At 38.9% G+C, this 22,421-nt stretch carries 26 protein-coding genes; 10 read left to right on the top strand and 16 right to left on the bottom strand.

Features of this window, described 5'->3' with window-relative positions; all coding sequences use genetic code 11:
- Positions 1-177: 177 nt before the first annotated feature.
- On the top strand, positions 178-1,254 hold the full coding sequence (gene apbC, locus I6E85_RS04460) for an iron-sulfur cluster carrier protein ApbC (RefSeq protein ID WP_024590431.1): 1,077 nt from the start codon (positions 178-180) through the stop codon (positions 1,252-1,254).
- A gap of 6 nt (positions 1,255-1,260) precedes the next feature.
- A complete protein-coding gene (gene dcd / locus I6E85_RS04455; protein WP_007582539.1) occupies positions 1,261-1,845 on the top strand; it encodes a dCTP deaminase in 585 nt (194 codons plus the stop codon).
- 16 nt (positions 1,846-1,861) lie between these two features.
- Here dcd and I6E85_RS04450 read toward each other — a convergent pair whose 3' ends face one another.
- Both I6E85_RS04450 and I6E85_RS04445 read right to left on the bottom strand, forming a co-directional pair.
- Positions 1,862-2,647, bottom strand: coding sequence for a CLCA_X family protein (locus tag I6E85_RS04450; RefSeq protein WP_024590432.1), 786 nt, complete (start codon positions 2,645-2,647; stop codon positions 1,862-1,864).
- Between the two features lie 24 nt (positions 2,648-2,671).
- A complete protein-coding gene (locus tag I6E85_RS04445) occupies positions 2,672-3,268 on the bottom strand; it encodes a tRNA-uridine aminocarboxypropyltransferase (RefSeq protein WP_024590433.1) in 597 nt (198 codons plus the stop codon).
- Positions 3,269-3,405: 137 nt separating this feature from the next.
- Here I6E85_RS04445 and I6E85_RS04440 point away from each other — a divergent pair, with 137 nt between their 5' ends.
- Positions 3,406-3,750 carry an Hpt domain-containing protein gene (locus I6E85_RS04440; RefSeq protein WP_024590434.1) on the top strand — a complete coding sequence of 115 codons (345 nt, stop codon included), beginning with the start codon at positions 3,406-3,408 and terminating at the stop codon, positions 3,748-3,750.
- Between the two features lie 105 nt (positions 3,751-3,855).
- Complete coding sequence (locus I6E85_RS04435) at positions 3,856-5,073, top strand: pyridoxal phosphate-dependent aminotransferase (RefSeq protein ID WP_024590435.1); 1,218 nt, start codon at positions 3,856-3,858, stop codon at positions 5,071-5,073.
- A 70-nt stretch (positions 5,074-5,143) separates the two neighbouring features.
- On the opposite strand, the gene I6E85_RS04430 is transcribed toward I6E85_RS04435, so the two are convergent.
- The 4 genes from I6E85_RS04430 to I6E85_RS04415 form a co-directional block, all read right to left on the bottom strand.
- Positions 5,144-5,611 (bottom strand): glycine zipper 2TM domain-containing protein, encoded by a 468-nt coding sequence (locus tag I6E85_RS04430; RefSeq protein WP_024590436.1) that lies wholly within the window; start codon positions 5,609-5,611, stop codon positions 5,144-5,146.
- Positions 5,612-5,789: 178 nt separating this feature from the next.
- On the bottom strand, positions 5,790-6,410 hold the full coding sequence (gene lpoB, locus I6E85_RS04425; protein WP_007375407.1) for a penicillin-binding protein activator LpoB: 621 nt from the start codon (positions 6,408-6,410) through the stop codon (positions 5,790-5,792).
- Between the two features lie 11 nt (positions 6,411-6,421).
- Positions 6,422-6,847, bottom strand: a complete 426-nt coding sequence (locus I6E85_RS04420) for a YcfL family protein (protein WP_007582549.1) — start codon at positions 6,845-6,847, stop codon at positions 6,422-6,424.
- An 8-nt stretch (positions 6,848-6,855) separates the two neighbouring features.
- Entirely contained in the window at positions 6,856-8,220 is a 1,365-nt protein-coding gene (locus I6E85_RS04415) for a COG3014 family protein (RefSeq protein WP_024590437.1), read from the bottom strand.
- Positions 8,221-8,731: 511 nt separating this feature from the next.
- Between I6E85_RS04415 and I6E85_RS04410 the strand changes: the two genes are divergently transcribed.
- Positions 8,732-9,601, top strand: a complete 870-nt coding sequence (locus I6E85_RS04410; protein ID WP_024590438.1) for a DMT family transporter — start codon at positions 8,732-8,734, stop codon at positions 9,599-9,601.
- A 19-nt stretch (positions 9,602-9,620) separates the two neighbouring features.
- On the opposite strand, the gene I6E85_RS04405 is transcribed toward I6E85_RS04410, so the two are convergent.
- The 7 genes from I6E85_RS04405 to I6E85_RS04375 form a co-directional block, all read right to left on the bottom strand.
- Positions 9,621-10,307, bottom strand: a complete 687-nt coding sequence (locus I6E85_RS04405; RefSeq protein WP_024590439.1) for a M15 family metallopeptidase — start codon at positions 10,305-10,307, stop codon at positions 9,621-9,623.
- Positions 10,307-11,437 carry a succinyl-diaminopimelate desuccinylase gene (gene dapE, locus I6E85_RS04400; protein WP_024590440.1) on the bottom strand — a complete coding sequence of 377 codons (1,131 nt, stop codon included), beginning with the start codon at positions 11,435-11,437 and terminating at the stop codon, positions 10,307-10,309. Before dapE ends, I6E85_RS04405 begins: the two co-directional genes overlap by 1 nt.
- Entirely contained in the window at positions 11,437-11,781 is a 345-nt protein-coding gene (locus I6E85_RS04395; RefSeq protein ID WP_024590441.1) for an ArsC family reductase, read from the bottom strand. The genes dapE and I6E85_RS04395 overlap by 1 nt, the downstream gene beginning before the upstream one ends.
- 4 nt (positions 11,782-11,785) lie before the next feature.
- Complete coding sequence (locus I6E85_RS04390; RefSeq protein WP_024590442.1) at positions 11,786-12,283, bottom strand: PTS glucose transporter subunit IIA; 498 nt, start codon at positions 12,281-12,283, stop codon at positions 11,786-11,788.
- Positions 12,284-12,286: 3 nt separating this feature from the next.
- Complete coding sequence (locus I6E85_RS04385; RefSeq protein WP_007582563.1) at positions 12,287-12,673, bottom strand: ACT domain-containing protein; 387 nt, start codon at positions 12,671-12,673, stop codon at positions 12,287-12,289.
- A 226-nt stretch (positions 12,674-12,899) separates the two neighbouring features.
- Complete coding sequence (gene pta, locus I6E85_RS04380; RefSeq protein WP_024590443.1) at positions 12,900-15,059, bottom strand: phosphate acetyltransferase; 2,160 nt, start codon at positions 15,057-15,059, stop codon at positions 12,900-12,902.
- Between the two features lies 1 nt (position 15,060).
- A complete protein-coding gene (locus tag I6E85_RS04375; protein ID WP_024590444.1) occupies positions 15,061-16,275 on the bottom strand; it encodes an acetate kinase in 1,215 nt (404 codons plus the stop codon).
- Between the two features lie 284 nt (positions 16,276-16,559).
- On the opposite strand from I6E85_RS04375, the gene yfbV reads away from it, so the two are divergent.
- Positions 16,560-17,006: a terminus macrodomain insulation protein YfbV gene (gene yfbV, locus I6E85_RS04370; RefSeq protein WP_024590445.1), complete on the top strand. Its 447-nt coding sequence runs from the start codon at positions 16,560-16,562 to the stop codon at positions 17,004-17,006.
- Here the strand turns inward: yfbV and I6E85_RS04365 are convergent.
- Genes I6E85_RS04365 through xthA form a run of 3 tightly spaced genes read right to left on the bottom strand, consistent with a single transcriptional unit; the run spans position 17,003 to position 19,274 of the window.
- Complete coding sequence (locus I6E85_RS04365) at positions 17,003-17,818, bottom strand: putative RNA methyltransferase (RefSeq protein WP_024590446.1); 816 nt, start codon at positions 17,816-17,818, stop codon at positions 17,003-17,005. The genes yfbV and I6E85_RS04365 overlap by 4 nt on opposite strands.
- The gene (locus I6E85_RS04360) at positions 17,815-18,462 is read right to left on the bottom strand and encodes an energy-coupling factor ABC transporter permease (protein WP_024590447.1); all 648 of its coding nucleotides are present in this window, start codon (positions 18,460-18,462) and stop codon (positions 17,815-17,817) included. The genes I6E85_RS04365 and I6E85_RS04360 overlap by 4 nt, the downstream gene beginning before the upstream one ends.
- A gap of 5 nt (positions 18,463-18,467) precedes the next feature.
- Positions 18,468-19,274, bottom strand: coding sequence for an exodeoxyribonuclease III (xthA, locus tag I6E85_RS04355; protein ID WP_010554249.1), 807 nt, complete (start codon positions 19,272-19,274; stop codon positions 18,468-18,470).
- Between the two features lie 240 nt (positions 19,275-19,514).
- Here xthA and I6E85_RS04350 point away from each other — a divergent pair, with 240 nt between their 5' ends.
- From I6E85_RS04350 to rluB, 4 genes are all read left to right on the top strand, one after another.
- Complete coding sequence (locus tag I6E85_RS04350) at positions 19,515-19,946, top strand: hypothetical protein (protein ID WP_024590448.1); 432 nt, start codon at positions 19,515-19,517, stop codon at positions 19,944-19,946.
- 226 nt (positions 19,947-20,172) lie between these two features.
- Positions 20,173-20,694, top strand: coding sequence for an EF-hand domain-containing protein (locus I6E85_RS04345; RefSeq protein ID WP_007582579.1), 522 nt, complete (start codon positions 20,173-20,175; stop codon positions 20,692-20,694).
- 151 nt (positions 20,695-20,845) lie between these two features.
- A complete protein-coding gene (scpB, locus tag I6E85_RS04340) occupies positions 20,846-21,436 on the top strand; it encodes an SMC-Scp complex subunit ScpB (protein WP_024590449.1) in 591 nt (196 codons plus the stop codon).
- Positions 21,433-22,305 (top strand): 23S rRNA pseudouridine(2605) synthase RluB, encoded by an 873-nt coding sequence (gene rluB / locus I6E85_RS04335; protein ID WP_007582584.1) that lies wholly within the window; start codon positions 21,433-21,435, stop codon positions 22,303-22,305. The genes scpB and rluB overlap by 4 nt, the downstream gene beginning before the upstream one ends.
- The last annotated feature ends 116 nt before the right edge of the window (positions 22,306-22,421 follow it).

Raw genomic sequence — 22,421 nt, 5'->3', positions numbered from 1 at the left:
AATTGAGGATAAAACGCCGTTTTTATTATACAAACGGCAATTATCATTAATTTATCTACAAGCTATCTGCTTAGAGTGCGCACAGCTTATGGATTTTTATAAATTGACTGGTGTTAATGCCCTGAATGTTACATAATTCCGTGGCACTTTTCATCAAAGAAACGCTATTTAATTGCTATGTTTGGACTGTCGAAACTATTCTCTTCTAAATCGGTGCAAAAACAACCGATTATTACTGCCTTAGCGGCATATCGTAGTGCGGCTTTTGCCGTCGGTATTGACGAAAGCTTCATTAATACTATTACTCAAAATGACGATAAATCACTACACATTAAATTAACCCTACCTTTTGCTGGGCAATCAGAAATGCCTTTAGTGGAGCAGCACGTAAGTGAAAGCTTAAATGTGCCTGTAACAATTAGTGCCAAGGTTATCATTAAAGAGGCAGCTAAGTTTAAGGCGATTAAACATATTGTGCTTATTGCCTCAGGCAAAGGCGGAGTAGGTAAATCGACTACTGCTGTTAACTTGGCGGGCGCCCTTAAAAACGAAGGCGCAAAGGTGGGTATTTTAGATGCTGATATTTATGGCCCATCTATTCCAATGCTTTTAGGCTTGGTGGGCGCAGAGCCCGTCACTAAAGATAACAAACAGCTACAGCCTTTTGATGCAAACGGCATTAAAGCGCAGTCAATTGGCTTTTTAGTCCCAAGCGATGACGCCACCGTATGGCGCGGGCCAATGGCTTCAGGCGCGCTTAGCCAATTGCTTAACGAGACTGATTGGGGCGAGCTTGATTACTTAATTGTAGATATGCCACCGGGCACTGGTGATATTCAACTTACAATGAGCCAAAAAGTACCAGCGAGCGGCACTGTTATTGTCACTACGCCGCAAGACTTAGCCCTTGCCGATGCGCAAAAAGGCATTGCCATGTTTAATAAAGTAAACGTGCCAGTGCTGGGCTTAATAGAAAACATGAGCCATTACATTTGCAGCCACTGCGGTGAAGCTAATCACGTATTTGGTAAAGACGGTTCACAAAAGCTGGCGCACAAGCACGGCGTACCCGTACTTAGCCATATTCCTCTTGCAATCGATATACGTGAGTATTCTGAGCAAGGAAAACTTATTGCCAACGATAACGACGCGGCAATAAGCAAAACATACAGCGCAGCAGCGAGGCTTATAGCCAGCACGCTCTATTATCAACAGCATCACAATGCGATTGAAATTGTGATTACGGAAGATTAAATAATAATGAGACTTTCAGACACACATATTAATGAATACCTAAGCGATGGTCGCATTGTTATTGAGCCTGCGCCAACAAGTGACATGATTTCAGGTGTAACTGCTGATTTACGCTTAGGTAATAAATTCAGAACTTTTAATGCACACAACGCAGCATACGTCGATTTAAGTGGTCCAAAAGATCAGCTAAATAAAGCCATGGAATCAATCATGAGTGAAGAAATAGTGCTTGATGAAGGTGAAGCATTCTTTTTACACCCAGGTGAACTTGCACTTGCTATAACGCACGAAAAAGTAACTCTGCCAGCAGACATAGTAGGGTGGTTAGATGGACGCTCATCGCTAGCTCGTTTGGGTTTAATGGTGCATGTAACTGCGCACCGAATAGATCCAGGCTGGAGCGGTAATATTGTTTTAGAGTTTTACAACTCAGGTAAATTACCACTGGCGCTTCGCCCACTGATGAAAATTGGGGCTATGAGCTTTGAAATGCTATCGGGCCCGTGTGAAAACCCATACAACATCCGTAAAGATGCAAAATATAAAGATCAAAACAGTGCAGTAGCAAGTCGTATTAGTGACGATAAGTAATCACCAAATATAGACATTACTCGTCTATTTTATGAAGCGCATAACCCAGTAGTTCAAAGTACTGGTTAAGCGCTTCATTTGCTTTATTAATATGCCCAATATTTGGGTATATTAAATTACTACTTTGTAAGCCCCCCACTAAAAAGCTATTTTTTATATTTGAATGCTGCTCAATACAGGCTTCAAAACAACGTGCGGCAAGCTCCTCTGGCATACTCATATAATTCATATTGTGAGCTTTATCGTGTTCTATGCATGTTTGTACAAAGTTATTAGCATCAACGCCGTGCTCATCTAAAAATACATTTTTATAAAAACTGTTCAAAGCATTATTAAGTGGGTGCGATAAATTAGGTGTGTTTGAAAGCCATAGTTTTGAGGCAAAACCAAATCGTGGTTTTGCTGCAAATAAATGCTCGCTTATATGATGATCAAACGCATGAAACCATTCGTGAGCAAGTGCACCACCGCCTGCATTTTTTGCAAGTGCAAGCGTTTGAGAAGCTGCATTATAATGCGCTTGTACACCTTTTTGACCGCCATGACCAAATGCAAAATTAAGTTTGCCACGAAGACCAATGGCTTTGGGCGGTAAATGCAGTATTTGTGCAAGGTCGGCCAGTGCATCGTAAATTAAATTAGCGCTAATGTAGCGCTCTTCTTTAGTTACCCATTTACCGACGACCATTGATCTAAAGCCAAAGGTATCTCTTATATCGCTAAAGTCGACTTGGTCGTCAAAGCGATAGTCGGGGCCTTGGCGAGTAAAGCCACGTTTTAGCCTGTTAGGGTAGTTACGCATTGCAAGTTTCATATAGTAACGAATTTAATCTAAGTAACGTGCTTTTACGTGCTCGGGCATGTGTTGGGTTTGTTTTTGTATTAATTCATCAAGCACATTATAAAGTGGTGCAGGATTTAACTGCTCTATTAAAAACAAACTATGCGCTACGGCTTCAAGTGTGGATAGGCTGTCGGCCCTAGGGGCTTTACGAATAGCATAACGATTTTTAGGTAACTGTTTAAAACTGACCGTTTTGAATTGATTTAGCAATGTGGTGAGCTGCAAAATTTTGTAGGCTTTTTTCCATGTACCATCAACCACGATTAAATGGGTGATGTTTTTTATATTAGATTGCTCAGCGCTATCGTCTAAATTAATAGCGTTTTCGTTAGGGTAGAGCAAAACAGTTGAGCTTACTGGCAGTGATTTAAGAATAGAAAAGTCGTCATTATTTTCGCCTTTGACTATTTGGCAATCAGTTAGACACAAATTGAGTAGTTTAGCGGTATTTTTTGCTATTTTTTCTTCGCTTGGGTGCTGTAGAATAATAACCTTAACTTTGTTGTTTATATTTGTAATTGCGCTGCAAATACAGGTGTTAAGTGCAAAGTTACAATGATTACAAAGTGTGCGTGCCATTTAATAAACTTTTTGTTGCCAGTATGATCCTCACAATTATACATTTATAAGGTAATTAAGTTGGTTTTTTTTACGCATCAATATAAAGTAGTACTATTAAACTGTAATTTACATGGATTGTTTTAAGGGCTTAAAATATGATAGAAATAAATATTGATACATCAGCATTAGAGAGTATGGAATCGTTATTGGGTGAGCAGTTTGCTGATACACTTGATTTTTGCTGCTCGGAGTTTGAGCGTTTAGGCTCTGAAGTTTTAGCAACCATTGGAAAAGACAGAGAAGCGGCGATTCGTCATTCTCATAGCTTAAAATCTAACGCTGCGCAGTTTGGTGCTTCAAGCCTTGCTGAAGTATCTCGCGTTATTGAACAAAATTTAAACCTAGATAACTTAGCTGAAGCCATCGACGCATCTAATAGCTTAATGGCTCAAGTAACTGGCTCTCAAGCTAAGCTAAATGAATGGTTAGCATCTCGTTAATTATTGAAGCTGAAACGTGAATTTATTTCAGTACTAAGTAATCAAATACACTGGCATTTTGCGCCTTTACTAGGTTAGTCTAAAGACTCACTAGTCGAGGTAAAAATGTCTGATATTAAAAAGAGTCACAAATTAGAAGGTGTATGTTATGACATTCGTGGGCCGGTTTTAGCGCAAGCTAAAAAAATGGAAGACGAAGGTCAAAAAGTATTAAAATTGAATATAGGTAATCCGGCTGCTTTTGGTTTTGATATGCCAGAAGACATGCACCGCGATATTATCCGCAACTTATATTCAGCCCAAGGTTACTGTGACTCTAAAGGCCTCTATTCAGCCCGCGTGGCTATTTATCAACACTACCAACAACGTGGATTACATAATTTAGATGTAGATAACATTTATATTGGTAATGGCGTAAGCGAACTCATTCAAATGATCACTCAAGCGCTATTAAATAATGGCGACGAAGTGCTTATTCCTGCTCCAGATTATCCACTTTGGACTGCTTCGGTCACGTTATCTGGTGGTAATCCGGTGCATTATTTATGTGATGAAGAGCAAGATTGGTTTCCGGACATTGCAGATATAAAAAGTAAAATCACGTCTAAAACTAAAGCGCTGGTATTAATTAATCCTAATAACCCTACTGGTGCGGTTTACAGTGATGATTTGTTAATGCAATTAATTGATATAGCGCGTGAACATAAACTGCTGTTATTGAGCGATGAGATTTACGAAAAGATTTTATACGATGGTATAACGCATACTTCAATCGGCTCACTTTGCGACGATGTGCCTATTATTACTTTTAATGGTTTAGCAAAAACATACCGTGCAGCCGGGCTGAGAATGGGGTGGATGGTTCTGAGCGGTCGTACCTCGGTAATGGATGATTTACGCAAAGGCCTAGAAATACTTTCATCTATGCGTTTGTGCGCAAATGTACCTGCACAATATGCAATTCAACAGGCGTTGGGTGGCGTGCAATCAATTGATAGTTTAATAAACCCGGGTGGGCGCTTATATGAGCAGCGTGATATTGCATGGCGCGGGTTAAATGATATTGAAGGCATTAGTTGTAAAAAACCTAAAGGCGCGCTCTATGCGTTTGCAAAAGTAGATACAGCACTTTTTAACGTTAAAGATGATGAAAAGATGATGTACGATTTACTCAAAGCCGAAAAAATATTACTAGTACATGGCAGGGCGTTTAACTGGCCAGAGCCTGATCACTTTAGATTAGTATTTTTACCAAGCAAAGATGATTTATCGGATGCGATGTTAAAAATGAAGCGCTTTTTTAAAGACTATCGCCAAGTATAATTTAAAAATAAATAAAAAAACGAGCCAATTTAGGCTCGTTTTTGTTTTAAACGTCAATAGACATAACTATTTAATACGCGGTATCTACCCGAACAGTGTTGTCGGTTAAGTATACTAACCTTACGTTGTCACCTTTGCTAAAGCGCATTGATTGGTCTTGATCTTGAACAACCATAAACTGGTCGCCGTTTTCAACTTGTATTAATAACTCTACAAAATGATTTTGCTGATAATGACTTTGCTGCTGCCTGTTATGCGCAACACTGCCGCCAATTACCGAGCCTAATATTGTTGCTACTGTGCGGCCGCTACCGCCACCAAACTGGTTGCCTACAACACCACCGAGTAATGCACCGCCGAAGGTTTTCCAGCCGTTGTTTTTGTCTTGAATGATTTCTTGTTCGGTAATATTGCGTACCGATTTTACGTCACCAAATAAAACTTGCTGCACAGGGACTGCTTTATTGCGCTCGTATTTAGCAAACGTAGGCGCACTTATTGTAAGTAAAGCGCACATAATTACAGTAATTGCTTTCATAACTTGCTCCTTTTATACCAACCTGCATAAATCTTTGATCAATTTAACGAATTAAATTGCGCTATAACGTCGTTAAAAATTTTTTATTTAGAACAACTAAATACAAAAATTTTTGCCTAGTACTAGCGTAATTTTCTTAACATTAAATAGACCCCATATATAAGCAGGTTGGTATTAGCTACCAGCCAAAGGTTGATTTTTCTTTAGTTTTACGAATTTCAGTTTCGTCTGCCCATTCAACTAGGCCGCTTTCCATATCCATTAGACGCATCGTAAATTTATAGTATACGTCTGATTTGTCGGCATTTGATTTAACTATGCTCGATAAATTTCCGTATAACATATATTGCGCGCCAATTTGTTTACCAAATGCAACGGCTGTTGCAGGGTTAACAAGGGCATCTTCGTTTTGAAACGTTAATTGCTCACGTACTGACTCAACACGCGTCATATCTACAAAACGGAACTTACCACTGCGTAGCATTTGCGTTGAGATTGAATCGGTGATTGATTCAGTATCAATGTGCTCACTAGTTTTGTTTTTAATACGCTCAACAAATACTACAGGGCGTTTATTAGCGGTCATTGTGCCAACAACGGGTGAGCTGAGTAATGAGTCGGTCATTTGGCTCGCTACTTTTTGTAAGTCGGTAGAACCAAAATTAATATCGGTTGTTTCTACTGCTTGTGCATCGCCATAACTTACTACGGCTTTATTAGCACAGCCACTTAATACTAAAGCGCTCAAGCCAACTAAAGCGTAAGTTGATGCTGTTTTAAATTTGTTACTGATGATCATGGTTGTTTCCTTTAATCTTTAAATTCTTGTGATTCGGTAGACACTTCTCTTACTGCTAAAGAAAAGGTAACCGCATCAGAGCTAGGTGCTAAGCCCGGTAATTGTGTTTTTGCAAAACCAAATAAGGTGAGTGCTTGCCAAGGTGAATGATTGCCTTTAATAACAAAGCCGTCTTTATCAAACCAATTAAATTGATACTGCAAATACTGTGATTTTTTATACTGGCTCGAAAGTGTCACTACTACATCGGTTAACTGGTTGGTTTGACGTGTTTTAACATCAGTAATGGCCAGCTTTTTACCGAGCTCTGGGTTATCTACACGTAATTGCTCATTAAACTGATTTTTATTTTGTTCAACAGAAATACCCGATGTAACCGGTTTGCTGGAACATGCACTGAGCATTAAAACTGCTAATAATGGCGCTATGTATTTCATGATGGCTCCTAAAGTTGAACTACGTGGTAATTAAAGTAGTTATTAACGGAGGTTAAGTAAATTAACGTTAACCCTTGCTTACTAACGGTAAAATTTATAGGTGCTTGTGTGCCTATATGCAGAGAATGCTCACCTGTATTTAGGCTTTGCCTTGCAACACTTATTTGATTTGGAAGCGTAAGCCAACTGCGTGTATCAGCTTGCTCAGACGCCAAATTATAAATATTGGCAAGTATATTACCTACGTCACCGGCACTGCGTGCAAGCTCTGCACGCACTTTCTCTTTAGCTACTAACCTAAGCACTTGGCGAGCTACTTTTGCAGGTATTTGATCTTCTAATGTTTTTGCTGCAAGTGCTTCAATGTGTACTAATGGGCTCAGCTCTAAGCTTTGTGCATCTATGTTTATATTATTAAGACGGCGCACATAGGCATTATCTTTATATACTGGCATTGCAAGGCTGTAAAAGCGTGCATCGCCGCGTGACGAATAAATTGGCAAGCGCAGTTTAAATTCATCTTGTTTTGGTACTAAGCCTTGTTCAAATAAAACAATTACTTCGCCTTGTGTTGCAGAAATAGTGGGTGCATCACTAAAACGTTTTTTAAATTCACTTAGGTCTTGGTCAAACCCTTGTTTTTTAGCAAAGCGCATTACGTCCTGCTGTAAATAAATATTGTTAGGTTGTATAGCCAGTGCTTTTTTATAATCAATATAAGCATCGTCATACTGTTTAGCGCTTTGGTAAAGCAAAGCAGATAAATAAAATGTGTAGGCATTTTGAAAGCCATTTTTTACATCTCTGGTTACATTGCCCATGCTAGGGTAGTGCTGCTGCGCTTCCTTAACTGTTGAGTCGCCATCTGTTTTATTTTCGCTTAGTGCATCAACTTGTACTTTATTAGCACGGCGAATTTCGACCAAAGCGCCTTCTACATCATTTTTATACACGTAGTTAAGTGCTTTATAACTATGAAGCATACTCATTTCGTAAGCCGGTGGTATATAAGTAATTGCTGAGTCGTTAGTAAATAACGCATTGCTTTGCTCAAGCCCCGCACTTACTTGTATTTTGGCGGCTTCGCGTTTTTTTTGCATTTGCGTATACACGTTCTCAAATTTACTTTGTGCCTCTTGTGGCGTATTGGCTAAGTCGTTTAAGCGAGCTTGCTCAAGTTGGTTGAGTAAGTAGCTGCTGTGCATGGTGCTATTATTGGCAATAAGGGATTGCGCTTCTTCGATATTGTTTTTCTCGATCGCATTTCTTATTGGTGTCATTTGCGTGGCATAGTCATTAAATAGGTCATTAAAGCCCATTGTGCTACACCCACTTAAAATACAACAAAAGCTTAAAATTATACTTAGGCGCACTGCGCACTCCTCTTAATTTACCTGCATACATTAACATATTATTTTTAGCTGAATATGCGAAATATTGTAAAAAATCGTAGAGTAAAACTGCCTGCTAATAAGGAAATATAAAATGACATTGGTGAACAAAGTGTGAATTTTCTTGTTGGGTAACAATATTGAAATACTTAAGGTACTTTATTGGTCTTATTGAATACAATGATCCCTAAAGCGTGACGATAAATGAATTTTTTAAATGAAGTAATTGCTACTCATTAAGTCGTATACGAAAAATACTAAAAGGATATCTTGTGTTGTAGACACCGTATTTTGCAAATGCGGCTAAGATTTGAGTACAAATGATCTAATTTATTAAAACTAGATACTCTCTTTGCGCAGTTATACCAATCCTGTTTAAATGTGCTGCTCAGTAAGCGGTTTTATAGGCGCTTATGACAATGTTTTTAGCTTAGTAGGTTAATTAATTAATTGAAATAACGCTGTAATTTGTTTTTATTGCTAAGGAATTTTTTTGAAAGCTACGTTGTACACAATCATTGCTTTAATTGCGTTTGCTGCAAACTCTCTTTTTTGCAGAATGGCTTTAGCCGAAGGCTATATAGATGCTTGGAACTTTACAGTTATTCGCTTACTCAGTGGTGCTGCGTGTTTGGGCATTATAATGGCTATTTATACTCATAATTTAAAACGAAAAGGCACTTTTAACCCCGCTATTTTAAGCGATAAAGGAAGCTGGCGAAGCAGTATAAGCCTTTTAGTTTATGCACTTTGTTTTTCGATTGCATACGTAGAGCTAGATACAGGCACCGGTGCACTGATTTTGTTTTCAGCCGTGCAACTCACTATGATTGGCTGGGGTATATATCAAAAAGAGCAGTTGAGTGTGCTTCAGTGGTGCGCGTTTATAGTGGCGCTAGGTGGGTTTGTATATTTAATGCTGCCATCTGCTGCTGTACCTTCATTATTAGGTGCATCACTCATGGCACTCAGTGGTGTGGCATGGGGTATTTACAGTATTCGCGGTAAAGTGTGCGTATCGCCACTGCGTACTACAGGGTTTAACTTTATAAGAAGCTTAGTGGCTATCCCTGTTTTATTACTTGTTGGTATGAGTTATTTAAAAAATATGAGTATTGAAGGGGTTTTGCTTGCATGTGCCTCGGGTGCGATAGCGTCTGGAATTGGTTACAGTGTTTGGTATGTGGCTATGCCACTGCTTAAAAGTACCCAAGCTGCTGTTGTGCAGCTTTGTGTACCTGTACTTGCAGCCGTTGCCGGGGTCTTGTTTTTATCAGAGCAGGTAACAATGGAATTTATTGTAGCAAGCTCATTAATATTAGGCGCTGTGCTGGTATTTATCTTAAATAAAAAGAAGGTGTGATACCACTTAAACAAGTTCTTTATGGCGGACTAACGTTTGTTACAAAGCGTGTATAAATAGCGGGTAAGTTATCAAGTATTGCCTGCTTACCCTGTAGTTCACTGTTTTTTATGCATTCAAAAAGTACTTGCTCGCTAAGCTTATTCACTAATAATTGCGATTGCTTAATATGGCTTATATGCCAAAGCTCAGGTGCGACACCACCTAAATCATGCTGGTAAGGGCGATAAAAGCCAAATTTATCTAAGTTAGTATCAAGCCAATTACTTAAAGGCGCAAACGGCCCACTTTGCAGGTATTCATCAGGTGTTAGCTGTAGTTTATAATCATCACTTACCGCAGCTTTATCAAACACATCTAAATCGGTGCCTAAATGGTGCCTGCTTGCCCCAGGTAATGCAGAGTAGAGCATTATTGCTATGCATTTATCTACATCATTTAATTTAGTTAAATCTACAACCTTTTGCTGTTTATTATAAACAGGTCGAATACCTAAAAACTTATTATTCCAAATAATTGATTGACGATTAAAGTCGCGAAAACTTGAGGCAATAGTAAGCTCAAATCCCGCTTTTTGTGCTGCACTTTGCAGCGCTAAAAAGTCGCTGATAATAGCGCTGTGCAAGCGATGATTTTGTATATCAGTTAAATGTGTATCACTTTGCCCTGTGATACACATTATTGGTGTTGGTTTAGTAACATCCATTATGTTAAAAGTTGCTCTAGTATTTGCTCGTAAATGTCGGTAAGGGCTATTAAATCATCGGTACTTACGCATTCATCTACTTTATGAATAGTGGCGTTACGTGGGCCAAGTTCAATTACTTTAGCGCCTGTTTGTGCAATAAAGCGACCGTCAGATGTGCCGCCGGTAGTTTCTAGATTCGTGGTTAAACCGGTTACTGATTTAATAGCTGTAACAGTGGCATCAACAAGCGGCCCGTGCTCGGTAATAAAAGGTAAGCCATTTACTATCCAACTTAATTCATAATTTAAGTTATGCTTTTGTAGAATGTCATTTACACGCTGTTGTAATTGCTCATGTGTTACTTGCGTGCTAAATCTAAAGTTAAACTGTACTTCTAGATCACCCGGGATCACGTTACCAGCACCTGTGCCGCCATTAATATTCGAAATTTGAAAGCTGGTAGCAGGGAAGTATTCGTTTCCGTTATCCCACACCGTTTGGCTAAGCTCAGTAAGTGCAGGCGTTGCTAGATGAATTGGGTTTTGTGCTAAATGTGGGTAGGCAACATGACCTTGTACGCCTTTAACCGTTAGGTAAGCGGTAAGTGAGCCTCTTCGGCCATTTTTAACAACATCGCCTAATACATCTCGTGATGAGGGTTCGCCTACTAGGCACATATCAATTTTTTCACCGCGTGCCTCTAGCATATCAATTACGCGAGTAGTCCCGTTTACAAACGGTCCTTCTTCGTCAGAAGTGATTAAAAAAGAAATAGAGCCTTTATGATCTGGATGTTTAGTAACAAAACGCTCTGTTGCTACAAGCATTGCGGCTAATGAGCCTTTCATATCGGCAGCACCACGCCCGTGTAATAGGCCGTCTTTTATTAATCCTGAAAACGGCGGGTGTTGCCAATTTTTTTCAGGGCCTGTTGGCACAACGTCGGTGTGACCTGCAAAACAAAAGTGCGGCGATTGTGTGCCTTTTCGAGCCCAAGTATTAAGTGTGTCGGTAAAAAATAATGATTCTATATTAAAACCAACCGCAGCAAGGCGATCGTTCATCATTTGTTGGCAGCCAGCATCTTCGGGCGTTACCGATTCACGTTGGATTAGCGCTTGGGCGAGTTGAATTACGTCATTAGTCATTATTTAAAAATCTCGTCGTATTGGGCTGCTTTAAAACCTAAATGGTAACTGCCATTGTTTACCAGTACTGGACGTTTGATCATGGCAGGTTGTTCAACCAACAATGGGATAGCACTTTCTTTAGTTAGGCTTTGTTTTTGCTCATCAGTTAATGCGCGATAAGTTGTTCCACGTTTATTAACGAGTTGTTCCCAATCGAGCTTGTCTGCAAAATCACTCACCATTTGCTCATTTACGCCATCTTTGCGGTAGTCATGAAACGTAAATTCGATGTTGTTATCAGTTAAATGTTTTTTAGCTTTTTTTATCGTATCGCAGTTGCTAATGCCGTATAGAGTGATCATAAATCTAGTTCTTCTTAATAATAGTTAATAGTGTGTCTTCACCCGCATTTACATGCGAATGCGAGTAATGAAATGTGCCAAGGTTATGGCCGTTTAGTAAAATTAAACTAGCAAGCATTGGAGTATCAAGTTCTCGTAAATCAAAATAAGCAAGGCGTTGACCTTTGCATATTTTGCTACCATTGAGTTGCGCAATATGGGTATGCGTAATTGATTGCGAATCAAAAATAGTTAAGTCAATCAAGATTTTTAGACCATTATTAGCTTGTAGAATAAACTCAGTACCTGCATTTTTTACTTGTAATAAAGTTCCATCAAACGGTGCTAAAATTTTATGACTTGTTAGTTGCACCATAATACCAGGGCCCAGAGTGCCAAAACGAAAAAAAGGTTCTGGGTGCTCTTTCAGTTCAATTACTTTACCTGTAAATGGGCTGGTAATATTTATTGCATTAAGAGGCGTTTTATTTTGAGCTAAATAGTCAATTTTTTGAGCTTTCATAAGTTAGTTTACCACCACGTTATAACCCTCTTTTTTTAAAGCGGAAATAGCATTTTCTGCAGTGTGTTTTTTTATGAGAATATAATCAGTATCGTAGGTTGAGATTGAAAAGATAGAAATTTTAGCGCGCGCTAATACCCCTGAAATATTAGCCATTATTCCGGTTAACGAAAAGCCAAGTGGACCTACAACCTCTAAAGCTTGCCAGTCGGGTTCGGTATCCAGGCTTTTTACCTCAAAATCGCTTGGGCATACAATTGAAAGTTCATCATGGGTTTTAGAAATAAAAAACAAAGATTGCTTTAAAAGTGCCGCAGGTATGTCGGCATCTACATCTAAACTGTGTATAGATAAAATGGTGCTGTGTAATTGTAATGTTTGTTTTGACATTAAAAGCCTGCGAACAGCAATATTGATAGCTTTATAGTATAGATTATTGGCTTTAAATTAAAGGTGTAACAACGACTAACTCAGCAGTAAATAAGTAGATAAAAGAAGGGGGTAAAAACTTACCCACAATTTCTGTGGATAAGTATGGGGGTTGCAGGGTATAAATAACCTAACTAGTTAATTATTAAATAATTAATAGCTAGGCTATAAAAAGCACACGTTACGTTTAATGAGTAATTAGCGGTTCTGCTTGAGCTGCCTGAATTGCAGTTAAGGCGATTGTATACACAATATCATCAACTAATGCACCACGGCTTAAATCGTTTACAGGTTTACGCATACCTTGCAGCATAGGGCCAATACTTATCAAGTCGGCACTACGTTGTACTGCTTTATACGTGGTATTACCTGTATTTAAATCTGGGAATATAAATACGGTCGCTTTACCGGCTACAGGGCTGTTAGGTGCTTTTTTAAGTGCTACGTTTTCCATTATAGCGGCATCGTATTGTAGTGGGCCGTCGATAATTAAATCTGGACGTTTTTGTTTTGCTATTTTTGTGGCTTCACGTACTTTTTCAACATCGGCACCGGTACCAGAAGTGCCCGTGCTATAGCTGATCATGGCAACGCGTGGCTCTATGCCAAATGCAGCTGCAGAGTCGGCAGATTGAATCGCTATGTCTGCAAGTTGTTCAGCATTAGGGTCTGGGTTAATCGCACAGTCACCGTAAACTAACACTTGGTCAGGTAGTAGCATAAAAAATACAGACGATACTAGCGATGACCCTGGCGCTGTCTTAATTAATTGCAGTGGTGGGCGAATTGTATTTGCCGTAGTGTTTACCGCGCCCGATACTAAACCGTCTACTTTACCTTGCTCAAGCATCATTGTACCCAGTACGACGTTATCTTGTAGTTGCTCTTGTGCTATTACGGCAGTTAGGCCTTTGCTTTTACGAATTTCGACCATAGGCGCAATATAATCATTAATAATGCTTTGAGGCTCGATAATACTTACATGTTCGTTTAGCTCAATACCTTGCTGCTGTGCAATACGCATTATTTCTTCGCGATCGCCTAGTAATATAGTTTTAGCAATTCCGCGTTGACCACAAATAGCAGCCGCTTTAATTGTACGAGGTTCATTACCTTCTGGTAGAACCACGGTTTTACCTGCTTTACGCGCTTTAGTGGTAAGTAAGTAACGAAATGCGGGTGGTGATAACTTACGAGTTTTACCTACACTTTTAGCTAGAGTATCTAGCCAGCTTGAATTGATATGCTCTGCGTTGTGATCTTTTACTTTTTCAATACGTTGGTCATCATCATTTGGTACTTCCATATTAAAGTTATGCAGTAGTAATGATGTACGCCATGTGTCTGCATCGGTTGCGAGTATTGGCAAACCGGTTTGCATGGCTTGCTCACACAAGGCCATAATACGTGGCTCTGGCTCAAAACCACCGGTGAGTAATATAGCACCAAGTTTAGTGCCGTTCATAGCAGATAAGCACGCAGCAACAAGTATGTCAGAGCGATCGCCCGGTGTTACTAATAAAGCGCCTGGCGTAAAATAATTTAAAATATTTGAAACCGTACGAGCACAAAAAGTAATGCGGCGCAGACGACGATGAAGCATATCGCCTTCGTTAATAATCGTGGCTTTTAAGTATGCGCTTAAGTCTTTTACGCGCGGGGCTACTAAGTCAAAATCCCACGGGATTGCACCAAGTAACATAAACGGATTTTTTTTAAAAATAGGTAGGGATGCTAAACGATTTAACTCGTTTTCAAGCTCTTCAGGTTTATAGGCATCGACTAAATCGGCGCGTGCACGACCTTCATCATCAAGTGGCGCATTTACTTTATTAAAAATACAGCCCAGTACGCGAGGATGATCGATACCACCGTAGTTACCTGCTGCAATTTCAAGGCGGTCTTCTATTTGAGTAATGGTGTAATTACCTGGGGTAAGTACAAATACAATTTCGGCGCCGAGTGTTTGCGCAATTTCGCGGTTTACACGCCCAGCATAAGGTTGACGACGAGTAGGTACCATACCTTCAATAATAGCGACTTCGTCGTCGTTTATTTTACTTTCAAAGCGTTCAACAATTTCCTCTAGTAGGTCATCACCTTTACCGTCGCCAATCATTTGCTCAGCATAATCAAGTGCAAAAGGCATTGGGGGATTAATAGGTGAGCCTTGAGTGACTATTTGTGTTGATTTTTCAGGGCCTGTTTCACCAGAACGTGGCTGAGCTATTGGTTTGAAAAAGTTAACTTTAACTGTTTTTTGTTCAAGTGCACGCACTAAACCAACTGATACCGACGTCAAACCCACACCGGTAGAAACAGGAATTAACATAATACGACGTGCCATATTAAAGCTCCTTTACAATATTTGCAGCATCAAGGGCAATAACCCATTCTTCATTAGTTGGCATTACAACTGCTTTGATGTGTGAATTTTTACAGCTAATAACGCCTTCTTGACCAAAGCGCGCATTGAGGTTGGCTTGCGGATTACAATTAATGCCTAAAAAGGCAAGTTGTGTAATTACTTTTTCACGAATAATATCTGAGTTTTCACCAATACCACCAGTAAATATAACAGCATCAAGGCGCTGTAATGGCACCATATACGCTGCAATTTGTTTTGAAAGGCGGTAGCAAAACATTTCAATTGCGAGTATCGCTTTTTTATTACCGACCATAGCGGCTTCTTCAATGGTACGGCAATCGTTAGAAAGCTCGCTAATACCTAACAAGCCACTTTTTTGATTTAGTAGGTTATCAATTTGCTGGGCTGTGTAATCAAGTTGAGTGGTTAAAAAATTAAATAAACCAGGGTCAATATCGCCGCTACGAGTGCCCATTATCAGTCCCTCTAGAGGCGTTAGTCCCATGCTGGTATCAACACTCTTACCATTTTTAATAGCGCATACAGAACAACCGTTGCCTAAGTGGGCACTAATAAAATTGCTTTGCTCGATAGGTTGCTGAAGTAACTTTGCTGTTTGCCCTGCAACATAAAAATGACTTGTGCCGTGAAAACCATAACGCCTAACACCAAACTCGGTGTACAACTTATATGGAAGAGCGTAAAGAAAGGCAACTTCATTCATAGTTTGGTGAAATGCAGTATCAAACACCGCGACTTGTGGCAAACCTTCAAACGATGCCTGCGCCGACGATATACCTAGTAAATTAGCGTGCCCATGAAGCGGCGCAAGCGTTGCCGACTGTGTAATGCCTGCAATTACTTTTTCGTCAATCAATACCGATTCCGTAAAGTGCTCGCCGCCATGTACTACACGATGGCCCACTGCGATAAGTTGCTCGTCTAATTTGTGATCTTTTATTAAGCTTACAAGCGTATTTATAGCCTCAGCATGTGCTTGATTAGTCGCTAAGTCGATAACTGTTTTAGCACCATTAAATTTGTATTTAATAGAGGGCGCTTTGGCGCCTAAGCTTTCTGCAAGGCCTGAAATAATTTCGTGACCATCGTTTGCATCAATAATGGCAAACTTTAAGCTAGAGCTACCACAATTTAAAACTAAAACGTGTTGTGATTCAGGAGAGGTTGTTGGCATAGATTCAATTTCCATAAACAAATTTAGTAAGTAAACGTTAGTACGTAATCGTTACACTTACGGTATTAAATAAAGCTAAAACAATTGAGTGTTCAACTGCAAAGTGGTTAACGCAATGTTAAATACTTTACCTTAATTAAGATGTTTAAGTTAGGATTGTTCGCCATTAAAAGGTAAATTTAAGCTGTTTTACTGAGAAAGTGTAACTCTTTCATTTTGTGTTACACTTTGCGTATAGCTCGTTTTTCCATTGTATTTAAAAGCAGTATCTGTGAGGAGTCATGATGCAAAAAAGTGTGATGTCACAACTACAAACTGGCCGTTTGTATGGTAAAAAATGGCCAATGCGCAAAGAGCTTGCGCCTTTGTTTTTAGAGTTTAGAGTAATTAGAGCGACTGAGCTTGCCATTACAGTAATGCCAATATTAGCCATGCTAACATTGTTTTTTCAGCTAAATTACTTAGGTTCTGATTTTTTACCACAAGCCATTGCGAGTGCATTATTTTTTATATCTCTACCATTACAAGGCTTGTTTTGGTTAGGTAAGCGAGCGCAAACGCCTTTAGAGCCTGCGATGCAAAAATGGTATAACGAGCTGTACACTAAAATGGCTGCTAATGGATATCAAACGCAGTTAAGTGATAACAAGCCCCGTTATATGGAGCTTGCCAATTTACTTAAAGATATGTTTGATAAAATGGACAGGGCGTTTACTAAAGAGCAGTTTTAGAGAGTTACATCATTATCTATTTTGGTAAACTGAGTAATATAAAACGATAAGGTGACAGTGTGTTCACCTTTTTCTTCGAGTGCTGTCCAGTGCTCGGGTCTAAATTTCCATGCAAATGGCGTCATCATTATTAAGTTTTTAATATCAGTAAAGCTAAGCGCTACATGCTCTGTTAAAAGGATCTGCTCTGATTTTTGAAACCCTTTTGGAGTGGCTATTTCAGTATGTTCGTTTACTTCTGAATATATATACGATTTTAGCTCTTTTAAATGACAGGGTCCTGGGCTTGCAACCACTAATATTGCGTTTTGATTTGCTAGGCGTTCAAGCTCTTGCTCAAACAAAGGTGCAAATACACTTACAAGTACATCAGCAAATTGGCTTTTAAAGGGCGCTTGGCTGATTGATGCCACACTAAATTGGCAATTAGGGTAGCGCTTAGCTGCATATTTAACCGCTGATTTTGAAATGTCGACACCGTATACAACAGCATTTGTTTTATTTGCGATTGCTTGGGTATAAAACCCTTCACCGCATCCTAAATCAATAATAGTATTCGCACTTATATTACTAATTATATCGCTAAGATTTCGTTGTAAGAAGCCATAATAACCACGCTCTAAAAATGCGCGTCTGGCTTGTACCATTTCAAGTGAATCACCCGGTTGTTTTGAATTTTTCTGTTGCACAGGCAGTAAATTAACATAGCCTTCTTTAGCAAAATCAAAGCTGTGGTTGTTAGCACAACGAAGTGTTGAATCAGTTTTCAAAAGTGCTAGGTTACACAGCGGGCATTGATATTCAAGACTCATGAGCCTAGGTAGTCCTTATCGTAAAAAGTTTTTACCCAATGCGGGCGATAGGTGATCATAATTGTTATAGCCATGCCGTTGAGCATTGCTTCAGGAAACCAAATTATGGCACTTAAATAAACGTAGTTATCTGCAAGTTCTTGCCAATTGTATTGCCCTATAGCTAAGTAAAATAAAGCACCTAGGCTTATTTTTATACAGGCTATAAATCCTGCGGTTATAAACGCACAAACAAATATATAAACAAAAAAATGACGAGGTAAATATTGGTAACTAATTATAAAGCCAAGATAGCTCAATAAAATAGGAATAAACGCACCAATAAGCAGTTGTACTGGTAACAGCTCAAGTTCAATTTGACCAAAGGCAGCGAGTAGGGCTGTGGCAAGTAGGCTACTTAAAATAGTCAATCGCCAGCCTAAAATTAATGTAGCAGCCGTAACACCTAGGATGTGTAAATCAAGGCCAGTTAAAATGCCAGCCTTTATTCGCCAAAGCACTGCAAACACTAACGCACACGCAAGTACGCTAGTTTGACGGACGGGCGTACTAAGCAATGTTTTATATGTTTTTTTATCAAAGCTTAATAGAGCAATAATAATTACAAGAGCCCAAAGTAGCCCCTGTATTGTTAGGCTTAGCATAATAATTACTTAAATGTTGACCATATAGGGGCATGATCTGACGGTTTTTCAATACCGCGAAGTTCGTAATCAATACCTGTATCTATGCAGCGTGCTGCAAGCTCATTGGTTGCAAGCACTACATCTATACGAAGTCCTCGATTATCTACAAACCCTTTAGAGCGATAGTCAAACCACGAGTATTGATCGTCTGTTTCGGGGTTTTGCTCTCTAAAGGTGTCTTTAAAACCCCAATTAAGTAATGTTGCAAGCCATTCACGCTCTACCGGTTGAAAAGAACATTTACCCGTTTTTAACCAACGTTTAGCATTTACGTCGCCAATACCAATATCTAAATCGGTAGGTGATATGTTGATATCACCCATAACGATGACGTCTTGATCGGGTGTGTGATTGGTTTCAAGGTGTGTCATTAAATCTTTATAAAATTGACGTTTATAAGGGAATTTAGTTTCGTGATTAATATTATCACCTTGTGGGAAATAGCCATTCATGACAGTAAGGTCGCGACCGTTTTCTTGTTCAACAGTGACGCTTATCATGCGTTTTTGCGATTCATCTGTATCGGTGGCAAAACCTTTTAAGACCGATTTAGGCTCTTTTTTGCATAACATAGCTACGCCATAATGCGCTTTTTGACCATGAAAGTAGACGTGATATCCCATTTTTTGTACATCTTCTAATGGGAATGCTTCGTCGTGAACTTTAATCTCTTGCAAGCCAATAACGTCTGGTTGATGTTTGTCGATAATTGCTTGTAATTGGTGAAGACGAGCACGCAGACCATTGATATTGAAAGAAATCACTTTCATAAAATTTACCTTAAAATTGGTTCTATTTAATAGATTAAATTGTATCAGTAAATACGCGTACATAACATGACTGAATTGAGATAATAGCTGCGCAAATGTTGATCAAATGATGAGTAAAGTTTAAACATTGTGAATACAATATTAATTATTTAAATAAATAAAAAATTCAATTGAACTTAACTTTATTGAATATATAGTGCGCGAAATTCACTTTTTTAGCTCGTTCAAATAGGATCTCTCATGAAAACTCAACTACTTTTAGCCACTGCTTTACTAGCATCTGCAACTGCGTCAGCTCAAAGCAATACTTACTTTAGCCAAGATAACAAAATTGAGTCTAATTTATGTGTACTAAGTGCAAACGAAGGCTTTAGCGTTGCTCGTAAAGAAGCTGCCCAGCACGGTGTTTACCTATCTCGTTTTTCTAAAAGCATTTTATGTAATGGTGAAGATATTCGTGATATTGCTAAAAAAACGACATTAAGCAACGCATCAGTTGAGAAAGTAGAAGTATTTGCAAAAGACGCCCAACAAGAAACTCAATTATGTATGACGGCTTTAAAACAAGGTTTAGCACCTGTTCGTCAAAAAATTGGTAACCTAAACTCATTAAAATGTAATGGTCAAAACGTTACTGAGTTTGTTAAACGCTACCAAAACGCAGCAATCTAATTGTTAGCTTAACTATATAAGTAAAATTGAAATGCCTGGTTTTTACCGGGCATTTTTTTGCAAAAATTACAAGGTTGTTTGCAAAGCTTGCAAGCTTAACTTATTGAAACTGTTTAATAAATATACCGACCGAGATTAAGTTATTGATTATTATAAGTTAACTATTATTGGCATTGGATTTGTATTAGTTAAAGTGACATTTAATTAATTACGAAGGATACGTCTTATGAAAAAGTTAACATTAGCAGCCACTATTTTAGCATCATTAAGCCTAGCGGCTTGTTCATCTAATCAAGGTCTTGAAAGAATAGACAGTGACTTTGCAAGTTTAGATAATGATAGCGATGGCTACATCTCAAAAGTTGAAGCTGATGACGATAGCATTTGGGGCCATTTTTCAAATATTGATACCAATATGGATAACGAAATTAGCCGCAAAGAATTTAACACTTATATGAAGCTTAATAATGGCAAAGTAGCCACTGATTCTGAAGTAAGTGAGTCGGCATTTAAAGCTGAAATTGCTAAATTCGATAAAATTGAAAGCAGTTTTTCAAGCTTAGATAACGACAGCAATGGCTATATCTCGGTAGTTGAAGGTAACGATGATGATATTTCAAATCATTTTGGTTACATGGATAAAAACCAAGATAAGCGCATCAGTAAAAGCGAGTTTATGGGTTACATTAAAAAATACGGTAACGCAGTAGCTGAAGATGATGCATTAGAAGCTTTTAAAAGTAACTAATAGTTACCATTTTAGTAAGTAAGATTAAAGCCAGTGCTAGTCACTGGCTTTTTTGTGTTTTAAATTTAGTTATTTGATAGATATATTTTCCTAGTTTGGTGTTGTTCTGTCATAATAGATGGCTGTGTATTTTTATTTGTTAAGAGTGTGTATGGCGGGTCGGCGAATTAGTGATGAACAACTAGTTGAGATCATTGAAGCAGCTATTTTTGTTGCAGATAAGCCTGTTAGTAAACGCCACCTCAAAGACATCGTATTAATAGATTTAGCTATTTCTATGGCACGAATAAATGACGCAATAGATACAATACAAGAACATTTTCAAACTCGTGGTATTCGCTTAGTTGAAGTGGGTAGTGGGTATCGGTTTCAGGCATGCAGTAGTTTAAGCCCTTGGTTAAATAACTTGTGGCAAGAACGCGCACCAAAATACTCGCGTGCTTTACTGGAAACATTATCACTTATTGCATACAGGCAGCCCATTACACGCGGCGAAATTGAGCAAGTAAGAGGTGTTACTACGGGTTCGAATATTATTAAAACCTTACTCGAAAGAGAGTGGGTTAAAGTGGTAGGGCATAAAGAGGTTCCGGGAAAGCCGGCTTTATATGCAACTACTAAGCAATTTTTAGATTATTTTTCGTTAACTGGACTTGAAAATTTACCTGCGTTGCCAACAGAGCAGCAAAGTAAAATTAACCAGTTATTGAGCGATCCTTCTGTGAGAGAACCATCCGAATGAGTATTATACAAGGTGAAAAGTTACAAAAAGTCTTAGCCCGTGCAGGCGTAGGCTCACGCCGTGAAATGGAAAAATACATTGACGCAAACCGCGTTAGTGTAAACGGTAAAGTGGCAAAGTTAGGTGACCGTGTTGAAGAAACCGATTTGATTCGTGTTGACGGACACAGTGTAAAAATCGAAGAAAAAGCAGACCGAATCTGTCGTGTGATTATGTATAACAAACCAGAAGGTGAGTTAAGCACACGTAAAGATCCTGAAGGGCGTCGTACTGTATTTGACCGACTTCCTCGTATTGATGGCGATCGCTGGATTGCGGTTGGTCGATTAGACGTCAATACATCGGGTTTAATGCTTTTTACAAACGATGGTGAACTAGCAAACCGTTTAATGCACCCAAGCTATGAAGTAGAGCGTGAATACTCTGCACGTGTATTTGGTGAAGTAACCAATGAAACGGTTAAAAACTTACTACGTGGTGTTGAGCTTGAAGATGGTCCAGCCAAATTCACGACTGTAACCCCTATGGGTGGCGAAGGCGTTAACCGTTGGTTTAACGTAACGTTAAATGAAGGGCGTAACCGTGAAGTTCGTCGTTTATGGCAGTCTCAAGATGCGGAAGTATCTCGTCTTATTCGTATTCGTTACGGTAAACTAGAGCTTGATAAGCGCGTGCCACAAGGTGGTTGGATGGAGTATGATTTAGAAACAGTAAACTACTTGCGTAAAACCGTTAAATTAGGCCGCGAAACACAAACTAAGCTTTCTGTTATGCCCGAAAAACGCAAAGATAAACGCGCTAAAATCAACCAAATTCGTAAAGCAGTTAAAAAACACAATCAGCGTGTTAAGCCGACTAAACGTAAATAATCAATTAGTTATTTATTGAACACAAAAAAGCCGCTAATTGCTAACACCATTCAGTTAAGCATGCTTTGACTTAATGGTGTACCGAGTTTTTGAAATTCGAACGGTCCTACTTTTGG

Source organism: Pseudoalteromonas sp. NZS71 (assembly GCF_015864715.1).
Classification (GTDB): Bacteria; Pseudomonadota; Gammaproteobacteria; order Enterobacterales; family Alteromonadaceae; genus Pseudoalteromonas; species Pseudoalteromonas arctica.
Note: the sequence above shows the minus strand (reverse complement) of the source record. Positions and strands in the feature narration are given on the sequence as shown.